The organism is Candidatus Acidianus copahuensis (assembly GCF_000632495.1).
Lineage (GTDB): Archaea > Thermoproteota > Thermoprotei_A > Sulfolobales > Sulfolobaceae > Acidianus > Acidianus copahuensis.
The window spans coordinates 40,405-61,571 of sequence record NZ_JFZT01000047.1; the positions used below are offsets into that span (position 1 = coordinate 40,405).

A 21,167-nucleotide genomic window follows, 5' to 3' on the forward strand; every position below is an offset into this window, starting at 1 on the left:
TCCAGCCAATACTTACATATATTCTTTCTGTTATAAGTCTTTCTTATCCTCAATAACTCTAATTCTTACGCTTCTATTCCCCATTTTAATTTCTAACTTGATTCCATCTTTGGTTAAAACTTCTTCCATCCCTTTAAATATATTAACTAGTTTTTCTATGTTCTCTTCATTAAGAAAGGGAGAAATTATTTGAAAACCATTCTCTTCAGCCTTCATTTCTCCCAAAAATACAGCAAAAAATGAGGCTAGTGATATTACAGACTCTTTCAGTGATTGTCCAGGAACAAATCTCATTATTGTCATAAGCGAAGCCCCAAGGTCTTTCCATGACTCAATGCTATTCTCGTTAACTGGGGATATCATAAAATGTCCCTTATAGTTTTGAGTTATTTTCCCCAGAATTATAACTAGGTCCTTTATATTTCTAAGACTTATTCCTTGCTCTTCTATTTGAATTGCGTCACTCAAAAGTTCGTTTGTATACTCGTATAAACGATTTCCATTATACCTAGCTAATTCTGCAAGTCTTTCATAAACTCCTTCATCCATAAAACACGGATGCCTTTTCTTATTCTGTTCCATATTGTATACGAATGTATACTAATTTATAAGTTATTTAGTTCAGTGGCTGCCCACATGAATCACAGTTCTTTTAGATTTGTATCATCATCTAGTGAATATTAAACCTTGAAGTTAATATGTTTACTATGCTTTTTGCTGGAGTTGATCCCGGGTCTGAAAGCTATGCGTTTGCCGTATGTGATGAACTAGGAAGAATAGTAAAATACTTTGAGATACCATCTGATCTTATTTTACATGACTCCTTTAGACTTACAAAATATCTAGCTAATTTTAGACCATCATTAATAGCTCTTCCTTCAGGGCATGGTTTACCTTTCATAAAAGCTAGAGACCTCAATAATAGAGAGATCTTTCTATTAACCTTATCTAATCCGGAAAAAGAAGGAAATTTAAGGGAATTTCTGAAATCTTCTAAAATCTTACCGGGAATTACTATACCATCAGTGATAGAGTTGGAATCTGTTCCTGAATTTAGGAAAATTAATCGAATAGATATGGGAACTGCAGATAAGGTATCTACAGCTTTTTTCTATAGAACTATGTACGATAACTTTGTCTTAGTAGAAATGGGAAGGCATTTTTCAGCAATAATCATAGTTAAAGATGGGAAAATAATAGATGGATTTGGAGGAACAGAAGTTCCTGGAATTATTTCACCTGGTTCGATTGATGGAGAGATTGTGTATCTGCTACAAAAATATTCCAAAATTTCAAAGGAAACTATATATAATGGAAGTAACAAGAGAAGAGCGATAGAGATCATTAGAATTATAGCAGAATGGTATAGCGAAAAATATAAACTCAAAATAATAATTTCTGGTCCAAGCAAAGATGAAATTTCATTTGGAGAAAAAATGAACTTTAAATTTAAGGAAGCAGCAGTAGGTGCTTCATTCATAGCAAATGCGATAGGTGGAGGAGAATTAAGAAAATTTGCTGATATGCTTAATAGTAGTGGAGAACCAATAAATTACGTGAAATTAAAGGGATGGGAAGAAGTTATTTCTTGGACAAAGACATTGTTATAGACCGAGATAATAATGTTTATTTAGTTTATACAAATTTCAATCCTCCTGGATATATTTTTGCTTTAAAGAAATATATTTTCAGTGGAAAAGGATTATGGAAAGGCTATGAAAGAAATCTTAAACAATATGGAGCAATAAATTTAGCTCAATCATCTCAAGATTTTAATGAAGAACCTTGTTATGGAGCCTCCTTTCCAATTTTGCTCAAGTCAAGAATTCTTATTCACCTTAAACCTGAAGAATTTGCAAGAGAGTTGCTCAAAAGATCGCCTAGAGATGGAATTGAGGAAAAAATAATACAAATATATGGCGATCTAGGTATATTAAATTTTGGTGTTACAGGTTCAGTATTAATTGGTATTCAGCATAAGGATTCAGATATTGATATAGTAATTTATGGAAGTAAAAGCGCTGAGGAATTTATATCCAATTTCGAAGGCTATGAGCCAGATACAAGTTGGCCAATACAAGCTAGTAAAGATTACTCCATTCCTATAGATATGGCAAAAAAAATTTACGATAAAAGGACAAGAGGAATTTTTAGAGGAATAAAGTACTCTTTTCTCTTTGTTGATGAGAAACCTAGAAAATACTGTGAAAAAGTTTGTACACCATTAGGCGAATTTAGAGATACGGGAGATTTAGAAGGTGATGTAAATGCCTTATTTTATCCATCAATAGCTAGCTTTACTTCGACTAACATAGAAGCTAAAATAGTTTCCTATGAAGGTATATATAATATTATAATGTACGGTAAGAGGAAAGTTAAAGTGAAGGGAGTACTCATGAAATGTGATGAAGAATATAGCATATTAGTAGGTGATAAGAAAATTGGAGGATATATATTACCTCTGTGATCTAGCTTCCATATCGCTTTCTAGAGCATCAATAATCGAAAGTATTATACCAAAACCTGGAAATGCTTCAAGAGTTCAAGATATAGACTCTGTAAATTTCCAATCTATATTAGAATCTGCATTAGTTACTTTTCCTTCCTATAAGGAAGTATGCGTTAGAGGATCAACATCTAAGAAACCTATCTATGATACATTATATAATTCTATTTTAGAATCTAATTTACTCGGAATAAAATATTCAATTTTCGGAACGAGTTTAATGTTAATACCTATAGCATATTCTTTTACTAATTCCTATGATATTAATTCACTTATTGAAAAAGTATCACAGGTTGTTCTAAGCTTAGATGATAACGATGGTAGATGGTTTCTCTCTGCATTAAGGATTCTATCTCCCAGTTACTTAGGTAAAAGAAGTTCAATGGATTACAGAGAATTAAATAACGTTAGTCTTCTTAGGATCCTTCAAGAATCATCAACCACTGATAGTGTAGCTAAAAATATGCTCGAACATTATAAATACTCAGTTATTGTATATGAAATTATAAAACAGAAAAAATGCGGATTCGCTAAAGATATACAAAAAGCTTTTATAAAGATCCTTTCTCAACTACCAGACGGTCTAATTCTAAGAAAACAAGGAGCTAGATTAGCGCTTTCTATATCCACAATGGTATCAAAATTCTCTGATTGTCCTACTGAAAATGAATTAGCAGAGCTTAATAGTTTTTTAATAAGCAAGAAAGCAAATCCAGGATCGACAGCAGATATAATAGCATCTGGTATAGCATTATATCTCCTTGAAGGAATATATGAAAGTAGGGTTAGTAACAAATTTCCCTTGCGACATGGATGCGATAGAGTATATTAATAACCTAAAATTTGATGCTGTAGTAGGTTTAGGAGATGTAGAGTGTCCCCAATATATTAGTAATTTTATGGGGATTTTAGGCGAGATGGAAAGTGTATATATTATGAAATATTTAAAGACTAATAAGAGATTAATTGAAGGAAAATACTTGAACCTATCAACAGATTTTTCTACAGGAATTCACATAACTCATTTCCCTCCAGAGGTAAATACTTCAATTCTAAACGTTAAAGTAAAAAATGATGAAATTAGATCTATAATATTAAAGAATTCGCCAAAAATTGTTATTCATGGACATTCAGATAGACAATGTACATATAATCTAGGTAAGACTACAGTTATCTCAATAGGCTCATTTAAGGCTGGCTATTATGCAGTATATATTCCAGATAAAGAGGAAATCATATTAAAGTGGGCAAGCCATTAGATAGGCATCTTCGCCATCAGCATAGTAATGAGATAAATTCTTTATTTTCCTAAAATTCAACTTCTCATATAATGAAATCGCAGAATAATTACTAACTCTAACTTCTAGATACACTTCCTCTGCTCCATAATCTTCTTTCATGCTTTTTAATGATGATTTAAGTAGACTAGTACCTATACCCTTATTCCTAAATTCATCAAGAACTGCAATAGAAACTACGTGACCCTTTCTAATTAGAGAAGGAATTGTTCTGATATTACTAAATCCTACTTCAATCCTAGGCATAATATAGCCTACGACTTGGTTATTATATTCAGCAACAAAAAATGCTTTCCAATACTCTTTTGCATGTTCGACAAAGAAATAATATGGATAATTTTCTGGAAGGGTTAATCGATTGATTCTAATTATTTGATCTATATCATCTAACCTTACATTGCGTAACTCATACTCCCTCGATTTATCTGTACTTTGCTCCATAATGTGACACTTTATAACTACATATTTAAATACATTTTGAGGAACTTATGGTCCATCCTTCAAGAAAAATAATTTCATCTATTTCGTCCGAACTAGAAGGTTATAAATTACTTTTAGGTGTTTCTAGTAGTATATCGTTATATAAGACCATTGATCTATGTAGAGAACTGATGAGAAGAGGTGCAGATGTTAAAGTCATAATGACAAAAAGTGCAAGTAAACTGATTTCACCTGATGTTTTTAAGTGGGCTACGGGTAATGAGGTAATAACGCATCTTACTGGAGGTATAGAACATGTTGAATTAAGCGAAGAATTCAATGCTTTAATCATAGCACCAGCAACAGCCAATATAATAACAAAGATGGCGTATGGCATGGCTGATAATGCACTTCTAGCGACAGCTCTCAATTTTATCGGAAAAAAGAAACCAATAATATTAGTACCAGCAATGCATCTCCCAATGTATGAATCACCTCAGGTTAGAGATAGTATTCAAAAACTTAAAGATTTCATAGAGATAATTGAACCAAGCATTGTTAATGATTTAGCTCATTACCCTGATCTTGAGTATTTGATATCAAGAATTATACCTTACGTATTAAGGGGAAAAGATCTAAAGGGAATGAAGATCATAGTGACTGCAGGTCCAACAAGGGAATACATGGATCCTGTAAGATTTATATCGAATCCAAGTAGTGGAAAAATGGGAGTGGCGATAGCAAACGAGGCGGAAGCTAGAGGTGCAGATGTAATACTTATCCATGGACCTATATCTACGGAAGTTAAACCTTTTGTATCAAAGAGCATAGCAGTGGAAACAACAGAGCAAATGGCTGATGCTGTTTTGACAAATGTCGAAAGAGGATATAGAATTGCCATATTGGCTGGAGCCCCTGCTGATTTTAAATTTAATAGATATTTTACAGAAAAAATTAATACACATTCTAATATTCCAAAATTAGAACTCGAATTAACGCCTAAAATATCAAGTGTTATTAGAGGAAAGGCATTTATTATTGGTTTTTCAGCAGAGACAGCAGAAAATGATCAACAACTTATAGAAAAAGCAAAAATAAAGAAAGAAAAACACGGATTTAATATAATAATAGCTAATAATGTATCACGAAAAGATATAGGATTTTCATCGAATAAAAATGAGGTTATAATTATTAGTAAAGATTCTATAGAGAAAATTCCTAAATCATATAAATCAGAAATTTCAAGGAAAATCCTAGATTATTTAAAGGAAGAGTTTAAAAAAGAGTTCGCATAATCCATATTTGGCTCGGGTAGCTCAGCTTGGGAGAGCGCTGGGCTGTGGACCCAGCGGTCCCGGGTTCAAACCCCGGCCCGAGCCCATTTTCGAGAATCTCAAGATCTTTAGTTTAAATTATTCGATAACATTGAAAATATATAAATAAAGTAAATTAAAAAAGAAAAATGCATTAAATGTTATATTTTATAAGTTCATTATAATCCCAAATAAACTATAGAAGAGTTGACTACTATATTACAGATATTAATATTATTTAAATCATTAATCTGGAAAACATATTCAATGCTCAAAAAAATTTTCATCTTTACGTTATCCCTGGCAAACTTTAAATATCAGAAGGAAAAAAATCATAGTGCCGCAGTAGTCTAGCCCGGTCTAGGATGAGGGCCTGTCGAGCCCTTGACCCGGGTTCAAATCCCGGCTGCGGCGTGCGTGACCGGGCATTTTAGTGATCTAAATTACAAAAGATTTTAAGTAATTTGTAGGCATATTCAGATATTAATAATTAAGTTAACATACAGGAAAATATTTGACTTTAGAATATTATTTGCAGGTCTAGAGGAGAGACAACTTATCTATCACAATACCTATAAATATGTCGACCAAATTTTACAGAAAAAGCAAGTAATACTATCTTTATAATTTGGAAATAATAATCTATAATAGATAAACTTACATATTATTTCACTGATATTATCAAAACTCACTATAGATTGAAAGATGAGAGAAATACAAGCTAATTATGCCACCGCGGGGACTTGAACCCCGGACAGCCCGGTCTTCAGCCGGGCGCTCTCCCGAGCTGAGCTACGGTGGCATATAAAGATGATACAATACAAACTTAAATTTTTCGTAACCTATTTATAATGGGGACCAGGCGACACTCTATTAAGAACCCTTTTTAGGGACTCTATGAAATAGAGTCTCCAGAGGTCCCTACAATGAAAGTACTTTTATGCTTAATTAATCAATCAAATAAAAATGTTTTAGAGAAAATCAAGGAAAAATTAAGCCAATATACTGATACGTTTATTTTTCCTGAATTACTTCATACTTCTATCTTAGGATTTGATTGGAAGAATGAGTGTTATACTTATTCGGCTTTCACAAATATTTTCTCTAGATTGGATCTATTACCATTTGAAAGAATAGTTCTATTATCACCGGTAAATTTCTGTGATAATAAAAATATACCATATAAATTTAAAATAGTTAATTTAAACGAAGATATTAACACTATAATAAATACTATCATAAATACCTAGAATTCTAGGATTATTGGACTATATATCCACAACAAATTCCAGAATATATTCATTATCGGTTTTTTTTATACTCATCTGGCTATATGTTATTGCCTTAACGAGAGTTCTTTTCTCATGCTTTCGACTGTCAAATTTTTCTCCCCATACAGTTGCATTTAAGCTCATCAAGTCCTGGTTTATATTTACTTTAAATTTACTAAATAATAATAGTTCTGAATCATAAAAGACCAGTAATGCCTCAAGCCATCTGTATAACAAGTTTTCCAAGTCTATTCCATCTACATTAATCTCTCTTTTCTCTTTAGGGCTAACTTTTTGCGTATCAGTCATAACTTCAAACATTGCGAGAGCCGCATTTTCAAAAGCTTCATTTAAACTATTTCCAAAAGCTCTTATACCCACATCAGCTGTATTATCAACAAACTCGAATTTTTTCATCAAAAGATTTTAAGGCTATTAATTTTAAACTCTATTGATTACATATGGGTGGAAGACAGAAGACAACTCTATTCATGACAAAAGAAATTAAGAAGGAAAAAAAGACTACTGCTCCTCAGTCCTCTTCGAAATAACATAAACTGCAACATTCAGTCCAATAGCGATACTCGTTCCAATAGCTAAAAATAGAAAGTTTTTTGTTAATCCATATACCATCAAAGAATTTAATAAAATTAAGATTGACATTAGATCTTTGCTTTTCATACTTCTCACTAGAATATCTCTATTGGAAAAGGCAATCTGGCCGAGCTCCCACTTATCGCTGAGCCTAATCCCAGCGCTAACCCACTAAGTATAACTAAATAAGCGCTAGGCATTACAAGTATTCCTTCGACGTAAATAGGTACTACTTGAGTTGCCATAGAATTCACTAAACCTCCGGCATTAGTATTTGATGGAACTCCATTAATCAAAATATTAACTCCAAGTTGAGAGAGAAATCTGGGTAAATAAGGCAATCCGATATAAAACACAATCGAAAATCCTATTAACGCACCACCAATCGCTCTTCCTATTCTAAAAGGTAAAGATATAAATAAAATTCCTATTGCTATAAATACTCCTGAATAATCATAAACTACATAGGATAATATTATTATTGTCTCGACGACAGCTATTAAACCTGATAATAATGAAAATAAGGACATTAACGGTGCCATTAAAATACTTAATCCAGGATCATCAGAAAACGAAGCCGCTACATATGCTGTTTTAACGAGTGTAGATACTGTAATCTGAACTTGAAGTATCTGGTATAGCCATGAGAAAAAATTAGGCCAACTAGCACCCAGTATTGAACCTATATATTGACTGGCGTAAATTATTAATGCATAAATATTTATTAGAACTGTTGCGTAAATTCCATCAAGAATGAGTTTAGTGCCCCACTTCTTAACTCCATAAACAGGTAATGGAAGGCCCATAATCAAAGTACCTATAAAGTAAGTCAAACTAGCTAAACTTGATGAAATGAAAAGAAAATAGCCTGGACTGTACACTAAATTTCACCTGCCAAGTATGAAATTAAGCTAAACACAGTAGTTCCAATAGCCAACCAGAACGCAGCCATAATTGCGTCCTCAATTATTGTCTGTCCTTCCCTTTTAAGTCTAAATATAGGTATGGGAGATCCTCTGATTGCCCATCCTATTGCCCACGATAATATAAACACTGACCATGCTGTAGCGGTTATCTGCGTAGTTAATGATTGTACAAGAGTTTCTATTCCTGACATTATATGCACCAAAATTAGATAAGAACTTAAAGAGGAGTGAGGTAATCAAAATTAATCATTACGTATATACATGGAAATCAGATTAATTATCATCTCAGGTGACTTTCCCTGTGTATTAATTACTAGATCAAAAACTGATTCATCAAAAATATCTATACCGTAATACTTCCAAAATCTTATATGATGGCTTTGCTCTCTTTCTATAATTTTTTCTATCGCGTCACTATAAGTAAGTCTATCTCTAGATGCTATTCTTTTTGCCCTCTCTTCAAGTGGCGCCCATAAATAAATCGAATAGTCGGCTATACCTTTAAGGATCCATCCAGCAATATGGGACTCAATGACAACATCTCCCTTTAAGGCTTCTTCTAGCATTTTTGAATCAATTAATTTATCAATATTGAATAACTTTTCAGCCTCTCTATTAAACTGGATGATATCTTTGCTTTCTTTTAAAGCTAAAGATCTAAAAAACTCACCACCTGATATATATCTGAGATTGAATTTTTTACTAACAATCTTCGCTATTGTAGTTTTACCACTTCCTGATGGTCCGCTTATAGTTAAAATCATGAAGTACCTCTCATGGAAAGTTTTATCAATTCTTCTAAGCATTTATGGCAAAGATAACCTCCATATTGTCTTTCAGGTCTCTTCTCCTTTCTAGAATACTTATTTACTTGATTTGTAGGTACTGCTCTAAGAGGCTTATGACAAATTGCACAATGAGCTACTCCATTCCTTTTCCTCTCATAATGTACTATAGTTTTTCCAGAAGGAAGTCTTACTTTTATTTTTCTAAAGGAATTAGATCTAAGGAATGGCTTAGGCATGTATCTCCACTTCCTTTTCTGAATTTAACTGGAAGTTTATATAACCTTCGGGCGCCTTAAAGATAAAGGAGTAAATAAAACAAATGATAGAATAAAAAGAATAAGAGTACTTCCTAACAATAAGTGCTGTCCATTCTTTGTTAAAGTCAATATTGGTATTTCAAATGGTAAATATAAATTAACTTGAAAATGACTTATCACGATATAAAGATCGATCATGTAAATTACTATTAGAAGAATTGATTGTAACATGGAATAGAAGTAAAGACTCGAATTATACGATTTTATTTGCTTAGAAACTTTATTATATATTCTTTCTCTTCTTTTTGAAGAAGAAATTTTATTTAGTCGTTCATCATATTCTCTCAATTTAACAAGAATAGATTCTATTTTTTTCCCTAGAAAAGCCTTATATACAAGAAAAATCAACATATTAGATAAAAAAGATATTAAAATAATCAAAAATATATCTATCTGCATAGAGATCTACGACATAGAAGATATGATCTCTTTAGCCGCTATAGATGGATCTCCTTCCCTATTATTAACTACTTTAACTGATGCCCCTACCAATACTGCAGAAGCTACTGCGGCATATCTTGCAAAGTCCATTGTTTCAGAGATTACATTTATATCATTATAATCTGATCTGATTCTTTCCCTATCTTTAGATTGCCTATTTATAATATTTTGTGGATCACTTTCTAATAGAAATATAACCCTAGGTGACAATATTTCTACTATATGTCTTGGTAAACCTGGCAGATATCCTGATGGAGTTTTTATTATCGCGTGAGTATCTACAAAGGCTATACCCTCCTCTCCAAGAGTTATACTTTCTTCAACAATCTTCTTTGCAGCTATTAGTTGAAGTTCTCTTTGAGTTGATAATGGAAGTTTTCTCATTTCGTCCCTATTACTTACATATTGTCCTTGCAATGCAGAATTTAACATATAATCACCATAATTCATTATCTTGAATCGAACTTTATTCTCCTTTAGTATCTCAGATACTTTAGATAATACAGTTGTTTTACCTACTCCTGGTATTCCAGTTACAATACCTATTTTCATTCTTTACTCACCCACTATTCTCTTTAATAGAGGATACATCTCTAATGATCTCTCATATGCTAATAAACTATAATATTGCATAGCTATCGTAACAGCTAAAAGTATACCGACTCCAGTTCCATATACACCTAATATAGTTGCTCCTACGGCTATTACACTAACTATAACAGAACTAAAGAATGCCAATGGATAAATATACTTTGCCAAAAGTCCTTCAATTATTTTTGTATTGCTTCTCATCCCTGGTATCTCAATACCAGCCTCCACAAGGTTCTTTGCCTGTGTTGCAGGATCTAATCCAGCTACTTCGACCCAGACCAATCCAAACAATATACCAAGCACAATGAAGACTATACTATATTCAACTGCACCTAATGGATCTAAAACTACAGCATAAACGCTGTGAGGAATATTTGCAGGTGGATATATAAAGGCTGACTCTATCGCACTTAAAATTCCAGATACAGATGGAGATACATAAGATGCCATAGATGAAAATAGTTGTATATCAGCCCCTAGTACGCTTACAAATATTACTGGTATGCTACTAACATATAAGAAGTTAAGAGGGATCGTTCTTCTTATTCCCCTTAGCTTTTGCGAAGTAACTGGTATCTGTATATTTATTGATGTAAGATATACTATAAGAATTATTAAAGATATAGTTGTTATTAAACCAACTAAATCAGGTTCGAATACTTTAGTAGTGTTCACAACAATAGATAAAACATTACCATGAGAAACCAAAATTGAGATAAGATTTGGGAAGAATCCTACAGGCAAGTCTTGAGAACTTACTGTTACTACACCAAACATATACCAAAATATAATTTTCATAACACCTGCCAATATAAATAAGCTAACACCAGATCCAAGTCCCCAACCTTTTTGGATCATCTCATCTAATAGCAAAATTATAAATGTTGCAAGAACTAATTGACCAGCAACTATAAGCCCTAGATCTAATGGACTTCCGGCTGAGCTGCCTCCTCTTGTTAGAACATATCCAAAGAGAAATGATTCTACTAGAATAAACAGAAATGCGAGACCTTTTTGTGCTTCAGTAAATTTGGCCTTACTTTCCTCTGTGTTTAAATCTATATTTAATAATTTAGAACCAACTAAGATTTGCATTATCAAACCAGCAGTTATTATAGGACCTATACCTAACTGCGCTAATGTGCCGGCCGTTGAGGCAAAAATAACTTCTTCTTGTAAAAAATTCCCTAATATTGAACTACTTGTAACACCATACAAAGGCACTGAAGCCATAACTAAATATATAACAACAGCAATTATCGACCACATTAATTTCTGACTTAAATTAGGCTTTTGCGTAGGCTTAGCTACTGCAGGTAAATATTGGCCTAATGATGCTAGAAAGTCGGTAAACGACATAAAAGCTCAAAAAGAGTTACTTATTTGTGGTTAAAATAACTTCTCCACCGTTTTTCTCTATTTTCCCCTTTGCCTTATCTGTACAATAATCTACAACAACAACTATAGGCTCATTTATTTTTCCAGATCCCAAAAGTTTTTGATATCCCATCTCCTTCAGATTTACCATTTTTTTACCATCTTTAACCTCAGCTTTTAATTTACCAGACTCAAGCATTTGAGCTAATTGTTGTATAGATATTGAGCTAACAACTTTAGTTGTTGGATTTACGAAACCATGCTTACCATACCAACCTTTTCCATACTTAACAATCCAAGACCATTTATGCTTATGCATGCCAATTTGCCTTCCTCCCTCTGAACCACGATCACGATGCTGCCCTTTTGTTCCCCAGCCCATATTTCTATGACCACGGAATTTCCTAGTTTTCTTCTCTCTTCTTACTACCATTATACCATCCTCCTCAAAAGTTCTTTTATATACGAACCCCTGTAACCATATTCTCCACCATTTTTGAAGTGAACGCTTACTTTTCCATAGAACCCTTCTCTTGGTGGATGCAAGGATATTGGTAAATTAAATAACTTTGAATATTTATTGATTCTTAATTCCCCAGATACAATCTTTTGCTTAAAATCATCAATATTCATGTTTAAATTGATCTTCAGTGTTTCATCATCTATCTTCTTTCCTTCTCTAGTTTTCATTCTATTCAGCAACATATCAATGCCTTCTTCGTCCAACTCGCCCCAGGTAATATATGCCTCTACTTTTCTTATCATACCTTTAATTTCTTCGCTATATGGATATACCATTGCAGAATAACGTCTATTTAGCCTTAATAGCCCTAAAGTCTGCTCTATTCTCCAATCTCCTCCAGCTCTCCCTCTTAATCTAATTATTACAACTGAGCTTGACATTAGCATCACCTTTTCCTTGCCCAATCTATAGGAGTAACAAACCTATATGTATTATAAAGAGCCATATATCCAGCATCAATGAAATTCTCCGTAGTTCGTGTTTCACCATTACTAAAAGACCAAATATCCTTAATACCCGCATAATTAAGCAACACTTTAAGTACTCCACCTACTACTAAACCAGTTCCTTTAGGAGCTGGCCTAAGTTCAACCTTTACACTTCCAGCCATTCCAGAGACAGAAAATGGTAAACTATGAGGTTCACCACAAGTACATTCCCAACTACCACAACCTCTTCTTACTGGTATTATCTTCATCTTCGCGTCTCTTACAGCCTTCTGAATAGCAACCCTTAACTGCTTAGCTTTCCCCTTTCCAATTCCAATATAACCGTCATAATTGCCCATGATTACTAGTACCTTATACCTTGATAACTCACCGGCATCAGTTTGCTTCTGAACCATTTTTATATCAACTACCTCATACTTTAGATTAGGAAGTAAAGCGTCTATTATCTCTGGCTCGTTTATAGATAAATTCTTCTCAAATATTTCCTTTATTGATGTAATTTTCCCTTCTTTGACTAACTGTCCTACTTTAGTTCTTGGCTTCCATTCCTCAATATTTGATACAGGAACCTCTTCAGCCATTCTTCTCACCTTTCATTTTGCTTAAAACTTCACTAAAATGTGATGGAAGATCTTTTGGATTTAAACCTCTTTGTATGTACTTTGAAAATACTCTGGAAAACATTTCAGGATTCTCCTTCTCTAATTTTTGAGCATAATTAGATATATGTTCACCTTTTAGTCTTGACTCATCGATACCTACATCTCCTATAGGTATATCTAAACCTGCGTCTATAGCGCCCTTAGCAGCATAGAAAATCCTAGCACCGCTCGTTGGAGTAAATAAACCTATATCCAACACAGCAGATGTTATTCCTTTATTTTTAGCTCTTATCCCTGCTAAATAACCTGTTAGATATAATGCTGGAGTGTTGTTAGTATCGCCTTTCCAACCATATTTCTTCTGCAATTCTATAGAATGAGCTGATACTAAAGTCTTATCTCCGGCAGGATCAAAATCTATCACAGAAACTATCCCATAATTATTTGTTATTCTAACTACAAGCCTTCTTGCTCTAGACATCACATACGTATATCTTCTGTAATAATTTGTCTTCCCTTCATTCCTTCTCTCAAATTTTAGCTTATAATTTGGACCTAAACCCATAATTATCATCCTTTTATTTTACCCATTTGTATCAACTGGGCTCTAACCTCATTCAGGTTATTATAAGCCCCACCTTTTGACTTCTTATACATTTGCCTATATGTATGAGAGTCTATTACATTGTTATCTCTTAACCACTTAAGATATCTTCTTATTTTTCTTATTTTATTAACCCATAAATGATTACCTTGTCTAGCAGACTTCTTACCATTTCTACTTCCTTCGCCTTTTCTCTCACTCTTAAGTTTCATCTTCTTAGATCTTTCCTTAAAGCGACCTCTACTTACACGATGCCCATGCTCAATTATTAATTTTCCCTCTCTTATCAACTTCCTAACATCAGATCTTGTTAAGGCTTCACTAACTTCATCTAAGTGCTCCTGAGGAATTTTAACGTTATTCTCTCCAACTTTACCTATCTTTGCAGCTAGTCTCCTTTGTAACTTTAGATCTGCCATCAATATTCACCATTAGTTACTTCTATACCAAGTTCCTTTGCTTTATTTATAATTTCCATTTTCTTTTTAAGGCCTATCCTGCCATCAATTGTCACTATTACCTTACTTTTTAACTCATTATCTATCCTTTCTAAGTCTCTTAAAGTGGATATCCTTAGCTGTAAAAGACCTGATGAGTGCAGGTTTCTAATATTTTTAGGCTTTCTATAACCTATCTTAACTAACTTTGGATATCCTCTTAATCCTAATCTTGTCTTATTATCAATACCTCTAGGATGTCTCCATTTATCCTGTCTCTCTAACTTAAAGTACCTATCCCAATTATATCTATGAAATTCCGGTAGTATCTTGTTATATTTAATCTTTTTATCCCTAATTTCCTTTAATTCTTTGTTTGTCATCCAATCACCTCTTTTTTGAATATATAAATACCATCCCCGAAAACTCTTCTATCAAACCCAATTATCTTAGAAGCATGCTCTATATTTGCTGCTGTCTGAGCTACCTTCTCTAGGTCTATGCCTTCCACGGTTATATCTTCCCCCTTAACTGTAACTTTAACACCAGGATATATGCGTGCTCTTCTAACATTTTTCTCACCAATAAGATTTGTTATTTGAAGTTCATTTCCAACTACTTTCACAGAAACAGGGAAATGGCTATAGATTATTTTAAGATAATAAGTATAACCCCTCGTTACTCCAGTTATTAAATTCTCTACATGTCTCTTTATTGTATAAACTAAAGACTTTTCCCTCTTATTTAGAAAACTACCCTCTATTATTAAATAATTATTAGAAACATATACAGTAATACTCTTAGAACTAGGTAGATTTCTCTCAATTTCCCCTTTAGGTCCTTTAACCTTTATAGAGTTATTATTTACACTAACAGTTATCCCTTCAGGAATTTCAACTTTCTCCAAAATATAGGATGTTAACACGATATATCACCTTCTTAATATACATATCCTAGAGCTATACCCCCTAGCCTGGATCTAGCTGCTTCCTTATGAGACATCACTCCTTTAGGAGTAGACACTAGGATAATCCCAATCTCTTTCGAGGGAAGATATCTCCTGATATATAGAGGTAAATTTATCATCTCTCTATAGTTTAACGAGTACCTAGGGGTAATTGGACCACAATTATTAACTCTACCCAATAACTGTACTCTAATTTTACCCCATCTACCATCATCAATATATTCAAATTCTCCAATATATCCTTCTTTCTGCATTGCCCTTAACACACTAATTATAAGTTTCGAGGCAGGCATGATCACAGCTAAGTTGTTTCGCCTAATCTCATTATTATATATACTCGTTAACGCATTAGATAAAGTGTTTGAGACAACCATGTATATCACCTTAACTTCTTAAATCCCAAAGGTGAAGCTACCTCTCTAAAGCATTGCCTACACAAATAAATATCATACTTCTGAATTACTGAATCTCTACTACCACATCTCTTACATACCTGAACTCCTCTTCCGTGTTTCCTTTCCATAGGAGGCTTGTATTTACCCATAATTATCACCTTTAGATAACTGTAACACCAAATGTTTCTCTTATAAAGTTCACCGCGTCCTCCTTTGATATTTTATGTCTCCTCGGTACTCTTGCCGTCTTTCTCCTTCTTCTCTCAACTCTATAGCCTGGCCTCTCTAAAGTGATTGCTACATCCAATCCAAAAACTCCTACATCAGGATCATATCTTGTCCCAGGAATTACAACATGCTCAGCAATACCAAAACTAACGTTACCATAGTTATCGAAGCTAGTACTCTTTATACGGTTATTTACAGCTGGTAAAACTCTTCTTAGAAATTCCTCTGCCTGCTCTCTCCTTAATGTCGCTTTCACTCCAATTATTTGCCCTTTTCTTACACCAAATTCCTTTATAGACTTCTTTGCTATAGTATACACTGGCTTAACTCCTGTTAACTCTTCCAATAAAGTATATGCTTTTTGAAGCCTTTCTCCAGATTCTCCTAAACCTATATTTACAGTAACCTTAGCCAATTTTACTTTTCTCATCGGATTTTGATTTTTCTCAACTATTTCATTTTCTCCTTCCATTTACCACACCTTACTATGATGAACTAATTACCATTACGTTCTCCATATTTGTCTCATAGTTTTTATCGCTTGATTTAAGCTCAACTATAGAATATTTTCTCGTTTTATATGGCAATTTCTTTATTCTCTGTATAGTTCCTTCGACACCTGTATTTTTACCGCCGGTAATTATCGCTATAGCACCCTCCTTCAGTGTATATACGGCATCAATTTTGCTATTAGTCAAATTAACCCTAATAGTAGACAAAGTGGGATAATAATTGGAATCATTAGATTCGACCTGTAAATTAGTACCATCATGCAAATTCAATTGAATCTTTCCATTTTTTACGGACACCTTATTGAGTACCTTCTTTAGCTTATATTGAGCTTCATCAGAAGAAATCGATCTTGGAGCTATAAACCTAGATTTATCGGGATAAATTACGTAATACTGTTCAGCACTAGGAATAGATACCACATCCATCAAACCGACCGGAAATCTATAGTCAACTCTCATAATTCCATCAACATAAATTTTCCCATTATATAATATCTTCTTAGCTTCACTCAATGTTAGCGCCACACCTAAATAATCTCTCAATAATACCCCAAGAGGTATACTACTTCCCGCAGAATGTGGACCAGGAATTGGCCTAACAGTCCATTTATATTCCTTTTTTAAAATTTTTAGAAATTTTGGTGATGCAAACCTAGTTACGTGCCCCATTATTTCCTCTCCTCTTTTGCTTTTCTTTCTATTGTTTTCTTCCTTCTCTCGTCTGATAACTCTAACTTGGTAATCTGAACTTTTGATGCATGAACCCAAATATAAACTGGAGTTCCATCAGCCTTCTTTCTAGTTAACCCTTCAATAGCTATTCTTCCACGTTTCAAATTCAAAGAGGTAACCTTTCCTTCATACCCAGCATTGTTTCCTCTCATAACCCTTACAGTATCTCCTTTCCTTACGCTTATCCTTTTTATTCCGTATTCTTTAATTAACTCCATAGTTAACGGAGCGACTACAAGCTTATGCAACTTATGTTTAGATGCATTCAAAACAATTTTTCTTTGTTTTGATGGCTTCATTGAGCTCATTATTTTCCCCTCAAATAACTATAGTAGCTAGACTAGCTACCTTAGGCCATCTTTCGGCCGCTTCTCTAGCTATAGGACCCCTTATTTCAGTCCCTTTAGGTGTACCATCAGGATTAACTATTACAACTGCATTGTCCTCAAATGAAATCCATGTACCGTCAGGCCTTCTAAAAGGCATCCTTTGCCTAACTATAACAGCTCTAAATTTCTGTTTTCTTACTTCAGGAGTTCCCTTCTTTACAGATACTACCACTAAATCTGCAATATTTGCAAAAGGAACTCTTCTAAGTACTCCTCTATATCCTACTATACCTATAATCATAGCCTCTTTTCCTCCACTATTATCTGCGACGTTAACTCTAGTATTATGCTGAAGCCCTGGTGTAAGACCTTTTCTGGAACCCAACATCTGAATTTTTTCTGACATTTTATTCACCTACCTTTCCAACAACTACAAAGGACACAGACTTTGAAATGGGTCTAGATTCCGCTATTATAACGTTATCTCCTTCTTTTAAATTCAAACATGGAGGAATATGGACGTGAATTCTACTTCTCCTTCTTTCATATCTCTTAAATTTATGATTATAATAGAGATAGGTTCTTTCAAATACTCCCATCTTATTTGCCCTATACTTTATCAACTTACCTTCAAGAATTATTCCTCTAACCCTTATTTCACCATGATAAGGACAATACCTATCATCACACTTAGCTGTCGGTCCTTTAACTGACGGAATACCTATATTTTTCATTATCTGACTCAACCTACACTCCACCTCCTTTTATATATCCTCTTAATAGGACTACCAACTATCCTACAACCATGAACTATCATATGACTACCTTTAAAATCTAACTGATAAATTCCATTCATCTTGTATATTCGTTTAATTTTACCTTTATGGTCCCTTATATACAAGAAATTTCTACTCTCAAAAACAATTATACCAGAAATATTAATATAATACGGATTAGAATGATATAAAACGGTTATCTTTAAACCTATTAAATCAAGAATTTTCATTGCTTTTAGGTTTCTTGATATTGGAACTTTTATTTTCTCTAGATTTTTGGGCTATTGTAGTCATAATCCTAGCTATATCCTTCCTCGTATTCTTAATGATAGATGTGTTTTTAAGAGTACCTAATCTACTATCTGCTCTGTACTTAAGAAGATCTAATTGCAGTTCCCTTAATTTCTCGTTAAGCTGATCTAATGACATTTGAGATAACTCCTTATTATTAAGAGGCATTACTATCCTGACCTCCTTCATCTATTATTTTCACGTTAGTTACAGTTACTCCTTCACTCGTACTAGGTTGAATTTCTTTAATCGAGATCTTATCTATTGGTCTCAAAGGTTTAGTTATTACTACTTCTACTCCATATATACCGAGCTTCAAGGTAGCAATAGCTATCGCTCTATCCACCATTTTCTCTAGACTATTCCCTGATTTATAGACAGTACCTTCTTTTAGTTTCTCATATTTAGCTCTCTCAGACGTTATCTTTCCGCTAACTATAACTTCAGCACCTAATGCGCCAGCTCCCATAATTCTCCTAATTGTAATAAATGCTGCCCTTCTAAAATGATAACCTTTTTCCAAAGCAACAGCAAGCCTAAATGCCATCACTCTCGCATTTAATTCAGGGTTATCTACATTAGTGACAGTTATTTGTGGATTCTCTAAGCTAAAATACCTTTCGAAGACTTGAGCTAACTGCTTAATAGTTCTACCACCTTTCCCTATTATCATTGCTGGCCGTCCTGCATATATTATAATCCTTGTTCCCATAGGCGTTTTTATTATGTCTACACCCGCATATTCTGCGTTATAAAACTGCTTAGCTAAATACTCATCAACCATTACTTTACTTATAGATTTCTGTAGAAAATACTTCTTTATATTAACCATCATACCTCACCTACCATTACTTCTATATTAGAAGTTCTTCTATATTTCGCTGTAGCCCTTCCAAATGCTCTTGGCATAAACCTCTTTAAAGTTATACCCTTATGACAAGCTATATGTAAGATCGTTAAACTATCTGCATCAAGACCTTTAGCCACTGCATTACTTTCAGCACTGTTTAAGACTTTTAATACATACTGTACAGCTTTTACGGGATATCTTCCGTTTTTCACTTTCCATTTACTGGATATATTACTCCTATGAGATGAACCATGCGAATATCTATAAAATGGCAATGCCTCCTCTTTTCTTTCAACCCTCTCTAGGAATTTTTTAGCGCTTTGAAGATTCATACCCCTTACAGCTTTACATACATTATACAAATCTCTATAAGAAGCAGGTACTTCCTTTAAGACAGCCTTATACACTTTTTCCTCGTCAACCCCTAGTAAAGGATATTTCCAAGAACCCAACAACATCACCCTTTCATAGCTAAGAATAGACTGGATCTTGTAGCTTTCAATCCAGGTTCTCCGTGCTCTACTTTCTTTGTTGTTACAGCAAATTCACCTATATAATGACCTATCATTTCTGGCAGAATCTGAAATTCAATAAATTCCTTTCCATTATATACACCAAATTTTAATCCAACCATCTCAGGAAATATAATCAAATCCCTTACATGTGTCTTAATTGTCCTATCTACTTTACCCTCTCTCCTCATTTTCCTTATTTTCTCTAATAATATTCTTTGCTGATTAGTGAAACCCCTTGTAAGAGAACGTCTTTGCCTAGATGGTAGCAGCTTCACAAATTCATCCATTGGCATATCCATTAACTCCTGAATTGACTTTCCTCTATATTTAAACCTCTGCCATTCTACAGGAAACTCAATAGACATTAAAACCACTCTCTAAATTGATAGTAATAAATCTCACTTTCTTTCCCTCCTGCCCGTTCTTCTTGCTGCTATATGTCCAACCTTACGACCAGGTGGAGCGTTCCTCGAAACTGTACTTGATCTACTGACACTAGCGTGAAGCCCTCCACCATGAGGATGATCAACAACATTCATTGCTACTCCTCTTACTACTGGCCACTTAGTAGCTTTAACTTTATATTTCCAGTATGAAGTACCGGCCTTTAATGCAGGTTTATCTAAAGCTCCAGCACCTGCGACTGTACCTACAGTAGCCCTTCCATTCTTACTAACGGACATAATCTTGCCAGAAGGTAATTTTATAAGGACTTTATCACCAGCAACACCCATTACTACAGCATAAGAACCAGCAGTTCTCGCAAACTTTCCCCCATCTCCTCTGTATTTTTCAACATTTGATACGATAGCACCTTCTGGTAAAGAGCCAACAGTAACTATATTTCCTAGTGACGGAGAAACATTTTCACCGATTTCTATCTTTTGTCCAACAATAAGTCCTTGTACTGCCTGAGTATAAAACACAGTACCGTCATCAAGCTTTACTTTAGCTAATGGTGCTAACATTCCTGGATTATGCAGTATGTCAATTATCTTAGCTACATGATAACCTGTTATATTAGGATATCTAGCCTTTCCTACTCTTAACCATCCAGGACTTCTAAAATTAATATTTCCTCTTCCAGCCCTCTGCTGGAGTAAACTTTTACCCAT

General features: G+C 33.8%; 35 protein-coding genes and 3 tRNA genes. 8 read left to right on the forward strand and 30 right to left on the reverse strand.

Features of this window, described 5'->3' with window-relative positions; translation table 11 throughout:
- Window positions 1-30 precede the first annotated feature (30 nt).
- Entirely contained in the window at window positions 31-582 is a 552-nt protein-coding gene (locus CM19_RS08370) for a hypothetical protein (protein ID WP_052349502.1), read from the reverse strand.
- Between the two features lie 125 nt (window positions 583-707).
- On the opposite strand from CM19_RS08370, the gene CM19_RS08375 reads away from it, so the two are divergent.
- Genes CM19_RS08375 through CM19_RS08390 form a run of 4 tightly spaced genes read left to right on the forward strand, consistent with a single transcriptional unit; the run spans window position 708 to window position 3,765 of the window.
- A complete protein-coding gene (locus tag CM19_RS08375) occupies window positions 708-1,610 on the forward strand; it encodes a DUF1464 family protein (protein ID WP_048100005.1) in 903 nt (300 codons plus the stop codon).
- Entirely contained in the window at window positions 1,589-2,467 is an 879-nt protein-coding gene (locus CM19_RS08380; RefSeq protein WP_235185657.1) for a nucleotidyltransferase domain-containing protein, read from the forward strand. The genes CM19_RS08375 and CM19_RS08380 overlap by 22 nt, the downstream gene beginning before the upstream one ends.
- Entirely contained in the window at window positions 2,442-3,338 is an 897-nt protein-coding gene (locus CM19_RS08385; protein WP_048100063.1) for a triphosphoribosyl-dephospho-CoA synthase, read from the forward strand. Before CM19_RS08380 ends, CM19_RS08385 begins: the two co-directional genes overlap by 26 nt.
- Window positions 3,280-3,765 carry a hypothetical protein gene (locus CM19_RS08390; RefSeq protein ID WP_048100007.1) on the forward strand — a complete coding sequence of 162 codons (486 nt, stop codon included), beginning with the start codon at window positions 3,280-3,282 and terminating at the stop codon, window positions 3,763-3,765. Before CM19_RS08385 ends, CM19_RS08390 begins: the two co-directional genes overlap by 59 nt.
- Here the strand turns inward: CM19_RS08390 and rimI are convergent.
- Complete coding sequence (gene rimI, locus CM19_RS08395; RefSeq protein ID WP_048100008.1) at window positions 3,745-4,245, reverse strand: ribosomal protein S18-alanine N-acetyltransferase; 501 nt, start codon at window positions 4,243-4,245, stop codon at window positions 3,745-3,747. The genes CM19_RS08390 and rimI overlap by 21 nt on opposite strands.
- A gap of 47 nt (window positions 4,246-4,292) precedes the next feature.
- Here rimI and coaBC point away from each other — a divergent pair, with 47 nt between their 5' ends.
- The 3 genes from coaBC (at window position 4,293) to CM19_RS08410 (ending at window position 5,951) form a co-directional block, all read left to right on the forward strand.
- Window positions 4,293-5,519: a bifunctional phosphopantothenoylcysteine decarboxylase/phosphopantothenate--cysteine ligase CoaBC gene (coaBC, locus tag CM19_RS08400; protein ID WP_048100009.1), complete on the forward strand. Its 1,227-nt coding sequence runs from the start codon at window positions 4,293-4,295 to the stop codon at window positions 5,517-5,519.
- 10 nt (window positions 5,520-5,529) lie between these two features.
- Window positions 5,530-5,603 (forward strand) — tRNA-His (locus CM19_RS08405).
- A 273-nt stretch (window positions 5,604-5,876) separates the two neighbouring features.
- Window positions 5,877-5,951: transfer RNA gene (locus CM19_RS08410), tRNA-Asp, on the forward strand.
- Between the two features lie 314 nt (window positions 5,952-6,265).
- Here CM19_RS08410 and CM19_RS08415 read toward each other — a convergent pair.
- Window positions 6,266-6,339 (reverse strand) — tRNA-Phe (locus tag CM19_RS08415).
- 124 nt (window positions 6,340-6,463) lie between these two features.
- Here CM19_RS08415 and CM19_RS08420 point away from each other — a divergent pair.
- Window positions 6,464-6,787: a hypothetical protein gene (locus CM19_RS08420; RefSeq protein ID WP_048100010.1), complete on the forward strand. Its 324-nt coding sequence runs from the start codon at window positions 6,464-6,466 to the stop codon at window positions 6,785-6,787.
- Between the two features lie 18 nt (window positions 6,788-6,805).
- Here the strand turns inward: CM19_RS08420 and CM19_RS08425 are convergent, their stop codons facing one another.
- The 27 genes from CM19_RS08425 to CM19_RS08560 form a co-directional block, all read right to left on the reverse strand.
- The gene (locus CM19_RS08425; RefSeq protein ID WP_048100011.1) at window positions 6,806-7,225 is read right to left on the reverse strand and encodes an archease; all 420 of its coding nucleotides are present in this window, start codon (window positions 7,223-7,225) and stop codon (window positions 6,806-6,808) included.
- Window positions 7,226-7,497: 272 nt separating this feature from the next.
- Window positions 7,498-8,283 carry a DNA import protein CedA gene (cedA, locus tag CM19_RS08430; protein ID WP_048100012.1) on the reverse strand — a complete coding sequence of 262 codons (786 nt, stop codon included), beginning with the start codon at window positions 8,281-8,283 and terminating at the stop codon, window positions 7,498-7,500.
- Window positions 8,283-8,519 (reverse strand): DNA import protein CedA1, encoded by a 237-nt coding sequence (cedA1, locus tag CM19_RS08435; RefSeq protein ID WP_048100013.1) that lies wholly within the window; start codon window positions 8,517-8,519, stop codon window positions 8,283-8,285. The genes cedA and cedA1 overlap by 1 nt, the downstream gene beginning before the upstream one ends.
- Window positions 8,520-8,570: 51 nt before the next feature.
- Window positions 8,571-9,092, reverse strand: coding sequence for a (d)CMP kinase (cmk, locus tag CM19_RS08440; protein WP_048100014.1), 522 nt, complete (start codon window positions 9,090-9,092; stop codon window positions 8,571-8,573).
- Complete coding sequence (locus CM19_RS08445; protein ID WP_048100015.1) at window positions 9,089-9,352, reverse strand: 50S ribosomal protein L34e; 264 nt, start codon at window positions 9,350-9,352, stop codon at window positions 9,089-9,091. The genes cmk and CM19_RS08445 overlap by 4 nt, the downstream gene beginning before the upstream one ends.
- A 486-nt stretch (window positions 9,353-9,838) precedes the next feature.
- Window positions 9,839-10,426 carry an adenylate kinase gene (locus CM19_RS08455; protein ID WP_048100017.1) on the reverse strand — a complete coding sequence of 196 codons (588 nt, stop codon included), beginning with the start codon at window positions 10,424-10,426 and terminating at the stop codon, window positions 9,839-9,841.
- Window positions 10,427-10,429: 3 nt separating this feature from the next.
- Window positions 10,430-11,824: a preprotein translocase subunit SecY gene (secY, locus tag CM19_RS08460; protein WP_048100018.1), complete on the reverse strand. Its 1,395-nt coding sequence runs from the start codon at window positions 11,822-11,824 to the stop codon at window positions 10,430-10,432.
- A gap of 16 nt (window positions 11,825-11,840) precedes the next feature.
- Window positions 11,841-12,275 (reverse strand): uL15 family ribosomal protein, encoded by a 435-nt coding sequence (locus tag CM19_RS08465; RefSeq protein ID WP_048100019.1) that lies wholly within the window; start codon window positions 12,273-12,275, stop codon window positions 11,841-11,843.
- Entirely contained in the window at window positions 12,275-12,745 is a 471-nt protein-coding gene (locus tag CM19_RS08470; protein ID WP_048100064.1) for a 50S ribosomal protein L30, read from the reverse strand. The genes CM19_RS08465 and CM19_RS08470 overlap by 1 nt, the downstream gene beginning before the upstream one ends.
- Before the next feature lie 5 nt (window positions 12,746-12,750).
- Window positions 12,751-13,395, reverse strand: a complete 645-nt coding sequence (locus CM19_RS08475) for a 30S ribosomal protein S5 (protein WP_048100020.1) — start codon at window positions 13,393-13,395, stop codon at window positions 12,751-12,753.
- Window positions 13,388-13,981 (reverse strand): 50S ribosomal protein L18, encoded by a 594-nt coding sequence (locus CM19_RS08480; RefSeq protein WP_048100065.1) that lies wholly within the window; start codon window positions 13,979-13,981, stop codon window positions 13,388-13,390. Before CM19_RS08480 ends, CM19_RS08475 begins: the two co-directional genes overlap by 8 nt.
- Window positions 13,982-13,986: 5 nt before the next feature.
- Complete coding sequence (locus CM19_RS08485; protein WP_048100021.1) at window positions 13,987-14,439, reverse strand: 50S ribosomal protein L19e; 453 nt, start codon at window positions 14,437-14,439, stop codon at window positions 13,987-13,989.
- On the reverse strand, window positions 14,439-14,840 hold the full coding sequence (locus tag CM19_RS08490; RefSeq protein ID WP_048100022.1) for a 50S ribosomal protein L32e: 402 nt from the start codon (window positions 14,838-14,840) through the stop codon (window positions 14,439-14,441). Before CM19_RS08490 ends, CM19_RS08485 begins: the two co-directional genes overlap by 1 nt.
- Window positions 14,837-15,382 carry a 50S ribosomal protein L6 gene (locus CM19_RS08495; protein ID WP_052349504.1) on the reverse strand — a complete coding sequence of 182 codons (546 nt, stop codon included), beginning with the start codon at window positions 15,380-15,382 and terminating at the stop codon, window positions 14,837-14,839. The genes CM19_RS08490 and CM19_RS08495 overlap by 4 nt, the downstream gene beginning before the upstream one ends.
- Before the next feature lie 14 nt (window positions 15,383-15,396).
- Window positions 15,397-15,798: a 30S ribosomal protein S8 gene (locus CM19_RS08500; RefSeq protein ID WP_048100024.1), complete on the reverse strand. Its 402-nt coding sequence runs from the start codon at window positions 15,796-15,798 to the stop codon at window positions 15,397-15,399.
- Between the two features lie 5 nt (window positions 15,799-15,803).
- Window positions 15,804-15,968: a 30S ribosomal protein S14 gene (locus CM19_RS08505; protein WP_048100066.1), complete on the reverse strand. Its 165-nt coding sequence runs from the start codon at window positions 15,966-15,968 to the stop codon at window positions 15,804-15,806.
- An 11-nt stretch (window positions 15,969-15,979) separates the two neighbouring features.
- A complete protein-coding gene (locus CM19_RS08510; protein WP_048100025.1) occupies window positions 15,980-16,519 on the reverse strand; it encodes a 50S ribosomal protein L5 in 540 nt (179 codons plus the stop codon).
- A 13-nt stretch (window positions 16,520-16,532) separates the two neighbouring features.
- Window positions 16,533-17,228: a 30S ribosomal protein S4e gene (locus CM19_RS08515; RefSeq protein ID WP_048100026.1), complete on the reverse strand. Its 696-nt coding sequence runs from the start codon at window positions 17,226-17,228 to the stop codon at window positions 16,533-16,535.
- Window positions 17,228-17,599, reverse strand: coding sequence for a 50S ribosomal protein L24 (gene rplX, locus CM19_RS08520; protein ID WP_048100027.1), 372 nt, complete (start codon window positions 17,597-17,599; stop codon window positions 17,228-17,230). Before rplX ends, CM19_RS08515 begins: the two co-directional genes overlap by 1 nt.
- Window positions 17,600-17,609: 10 nt before the next feature.
- Entirely contained in the window at window positions 17,610-18,026 is a 417-nt protein-coding gene (locus CM19_RS08525) for a 50S ribosomal protein L14 (RefSeq protein ID WP_081801251.1), read from the reverse strand.
- A 1-nt stretch (window position 18,027) separates the two neighbouring features.
- Window positions 18,028-18,354 (reverse strand): 30S ribosomal protein S17, encoded by a 327-nt coding sequence (locus CM19_RS08530; RefSeq protein ID WP_048100068.1) that lies wholly within the window; start codon window positions 18,352-18,354, stop codon window positions 18,028-18,030.
- Between the two features lie 8 nt (window positions 18,355-18,362).
- Window positions 18,363-18,626, reverse strand: coding sequence for a ribonuclease P protein subunit (locus tag CM19_RS13555; RefSeq protein WP_052349505.1), 264 nt, complete (start codon window positions 18,624-18,626; stop codon window positions 18,363-18,365).
- Complete coding sequence (gene rpmC, locus CM19_RS08540) at window positions 18,613-18,855, reverse strand: 50S ribosomal protein L29 (RefSeq protein ID WP_048100070.1); 243 nt, start codon at window positions 18,853-18,855, stop codon at window positions 18,613-18,615. The genes CM19_RS13555 and rpmC overlap by 14 nt, the downstream gene beginning before the upstream one ends.
- Complete coding sequence (locus tag CM19_RS08545) at window positions 18,845-19,519, reverse strand: 30S ribosomal protein S3 (protein WP_048100071.1); 675 nt, start codon at window positions 19,517-19,519, stop codon at window positions 18,845-18,847. The genes rpmC and CM19_RS08545 overlap by 11 nt, the downstream gene beginning before the upstream one ends.
- Window positions 19,519-19,989, reverse strand: a complete 471-nt coding sequence (locus tag CM19_RS08550) for a 50S ribosomal protein L22 (RefSeq protein ID WP_048100072.1) — start codon at window positions 19,987-19,989, stop codon at window positions 19,519-19,521. The genes CM19_RS08545 and CM19_RS08550 overlap by 1 nt, the downstream gene beginning before the upstream one ends.
- A gap of 5 nt (window positions 19,990-19,994) precedes the next feature.
- Window positions 19,995-20,417: a 30S ribosomal protein S19 gene (locus CM19_RS08555; RefSeq protein ID WP_048100028.1), complete on the reverse strand. Its 423-nt coding sequence runs from the start codon at window positions 20,415-20,417 to the stop codon at window positions 19,995-19,997.
- 33 nt (window positions 20,418-20,450) lie between these two features.
- Window positions 20,451-21,167 carry a 50S ribosomal protein L2 gene (locus tag CM19_RS08560; RefSeq protein WP_048100029.1) on the reverse strand — a complete coding sequence of 239 codons (717 nt, stop codon included), beginning with the start codon at window positions 21,165-21,167 and terminating at the stop codon, window positions 20,451-20,453.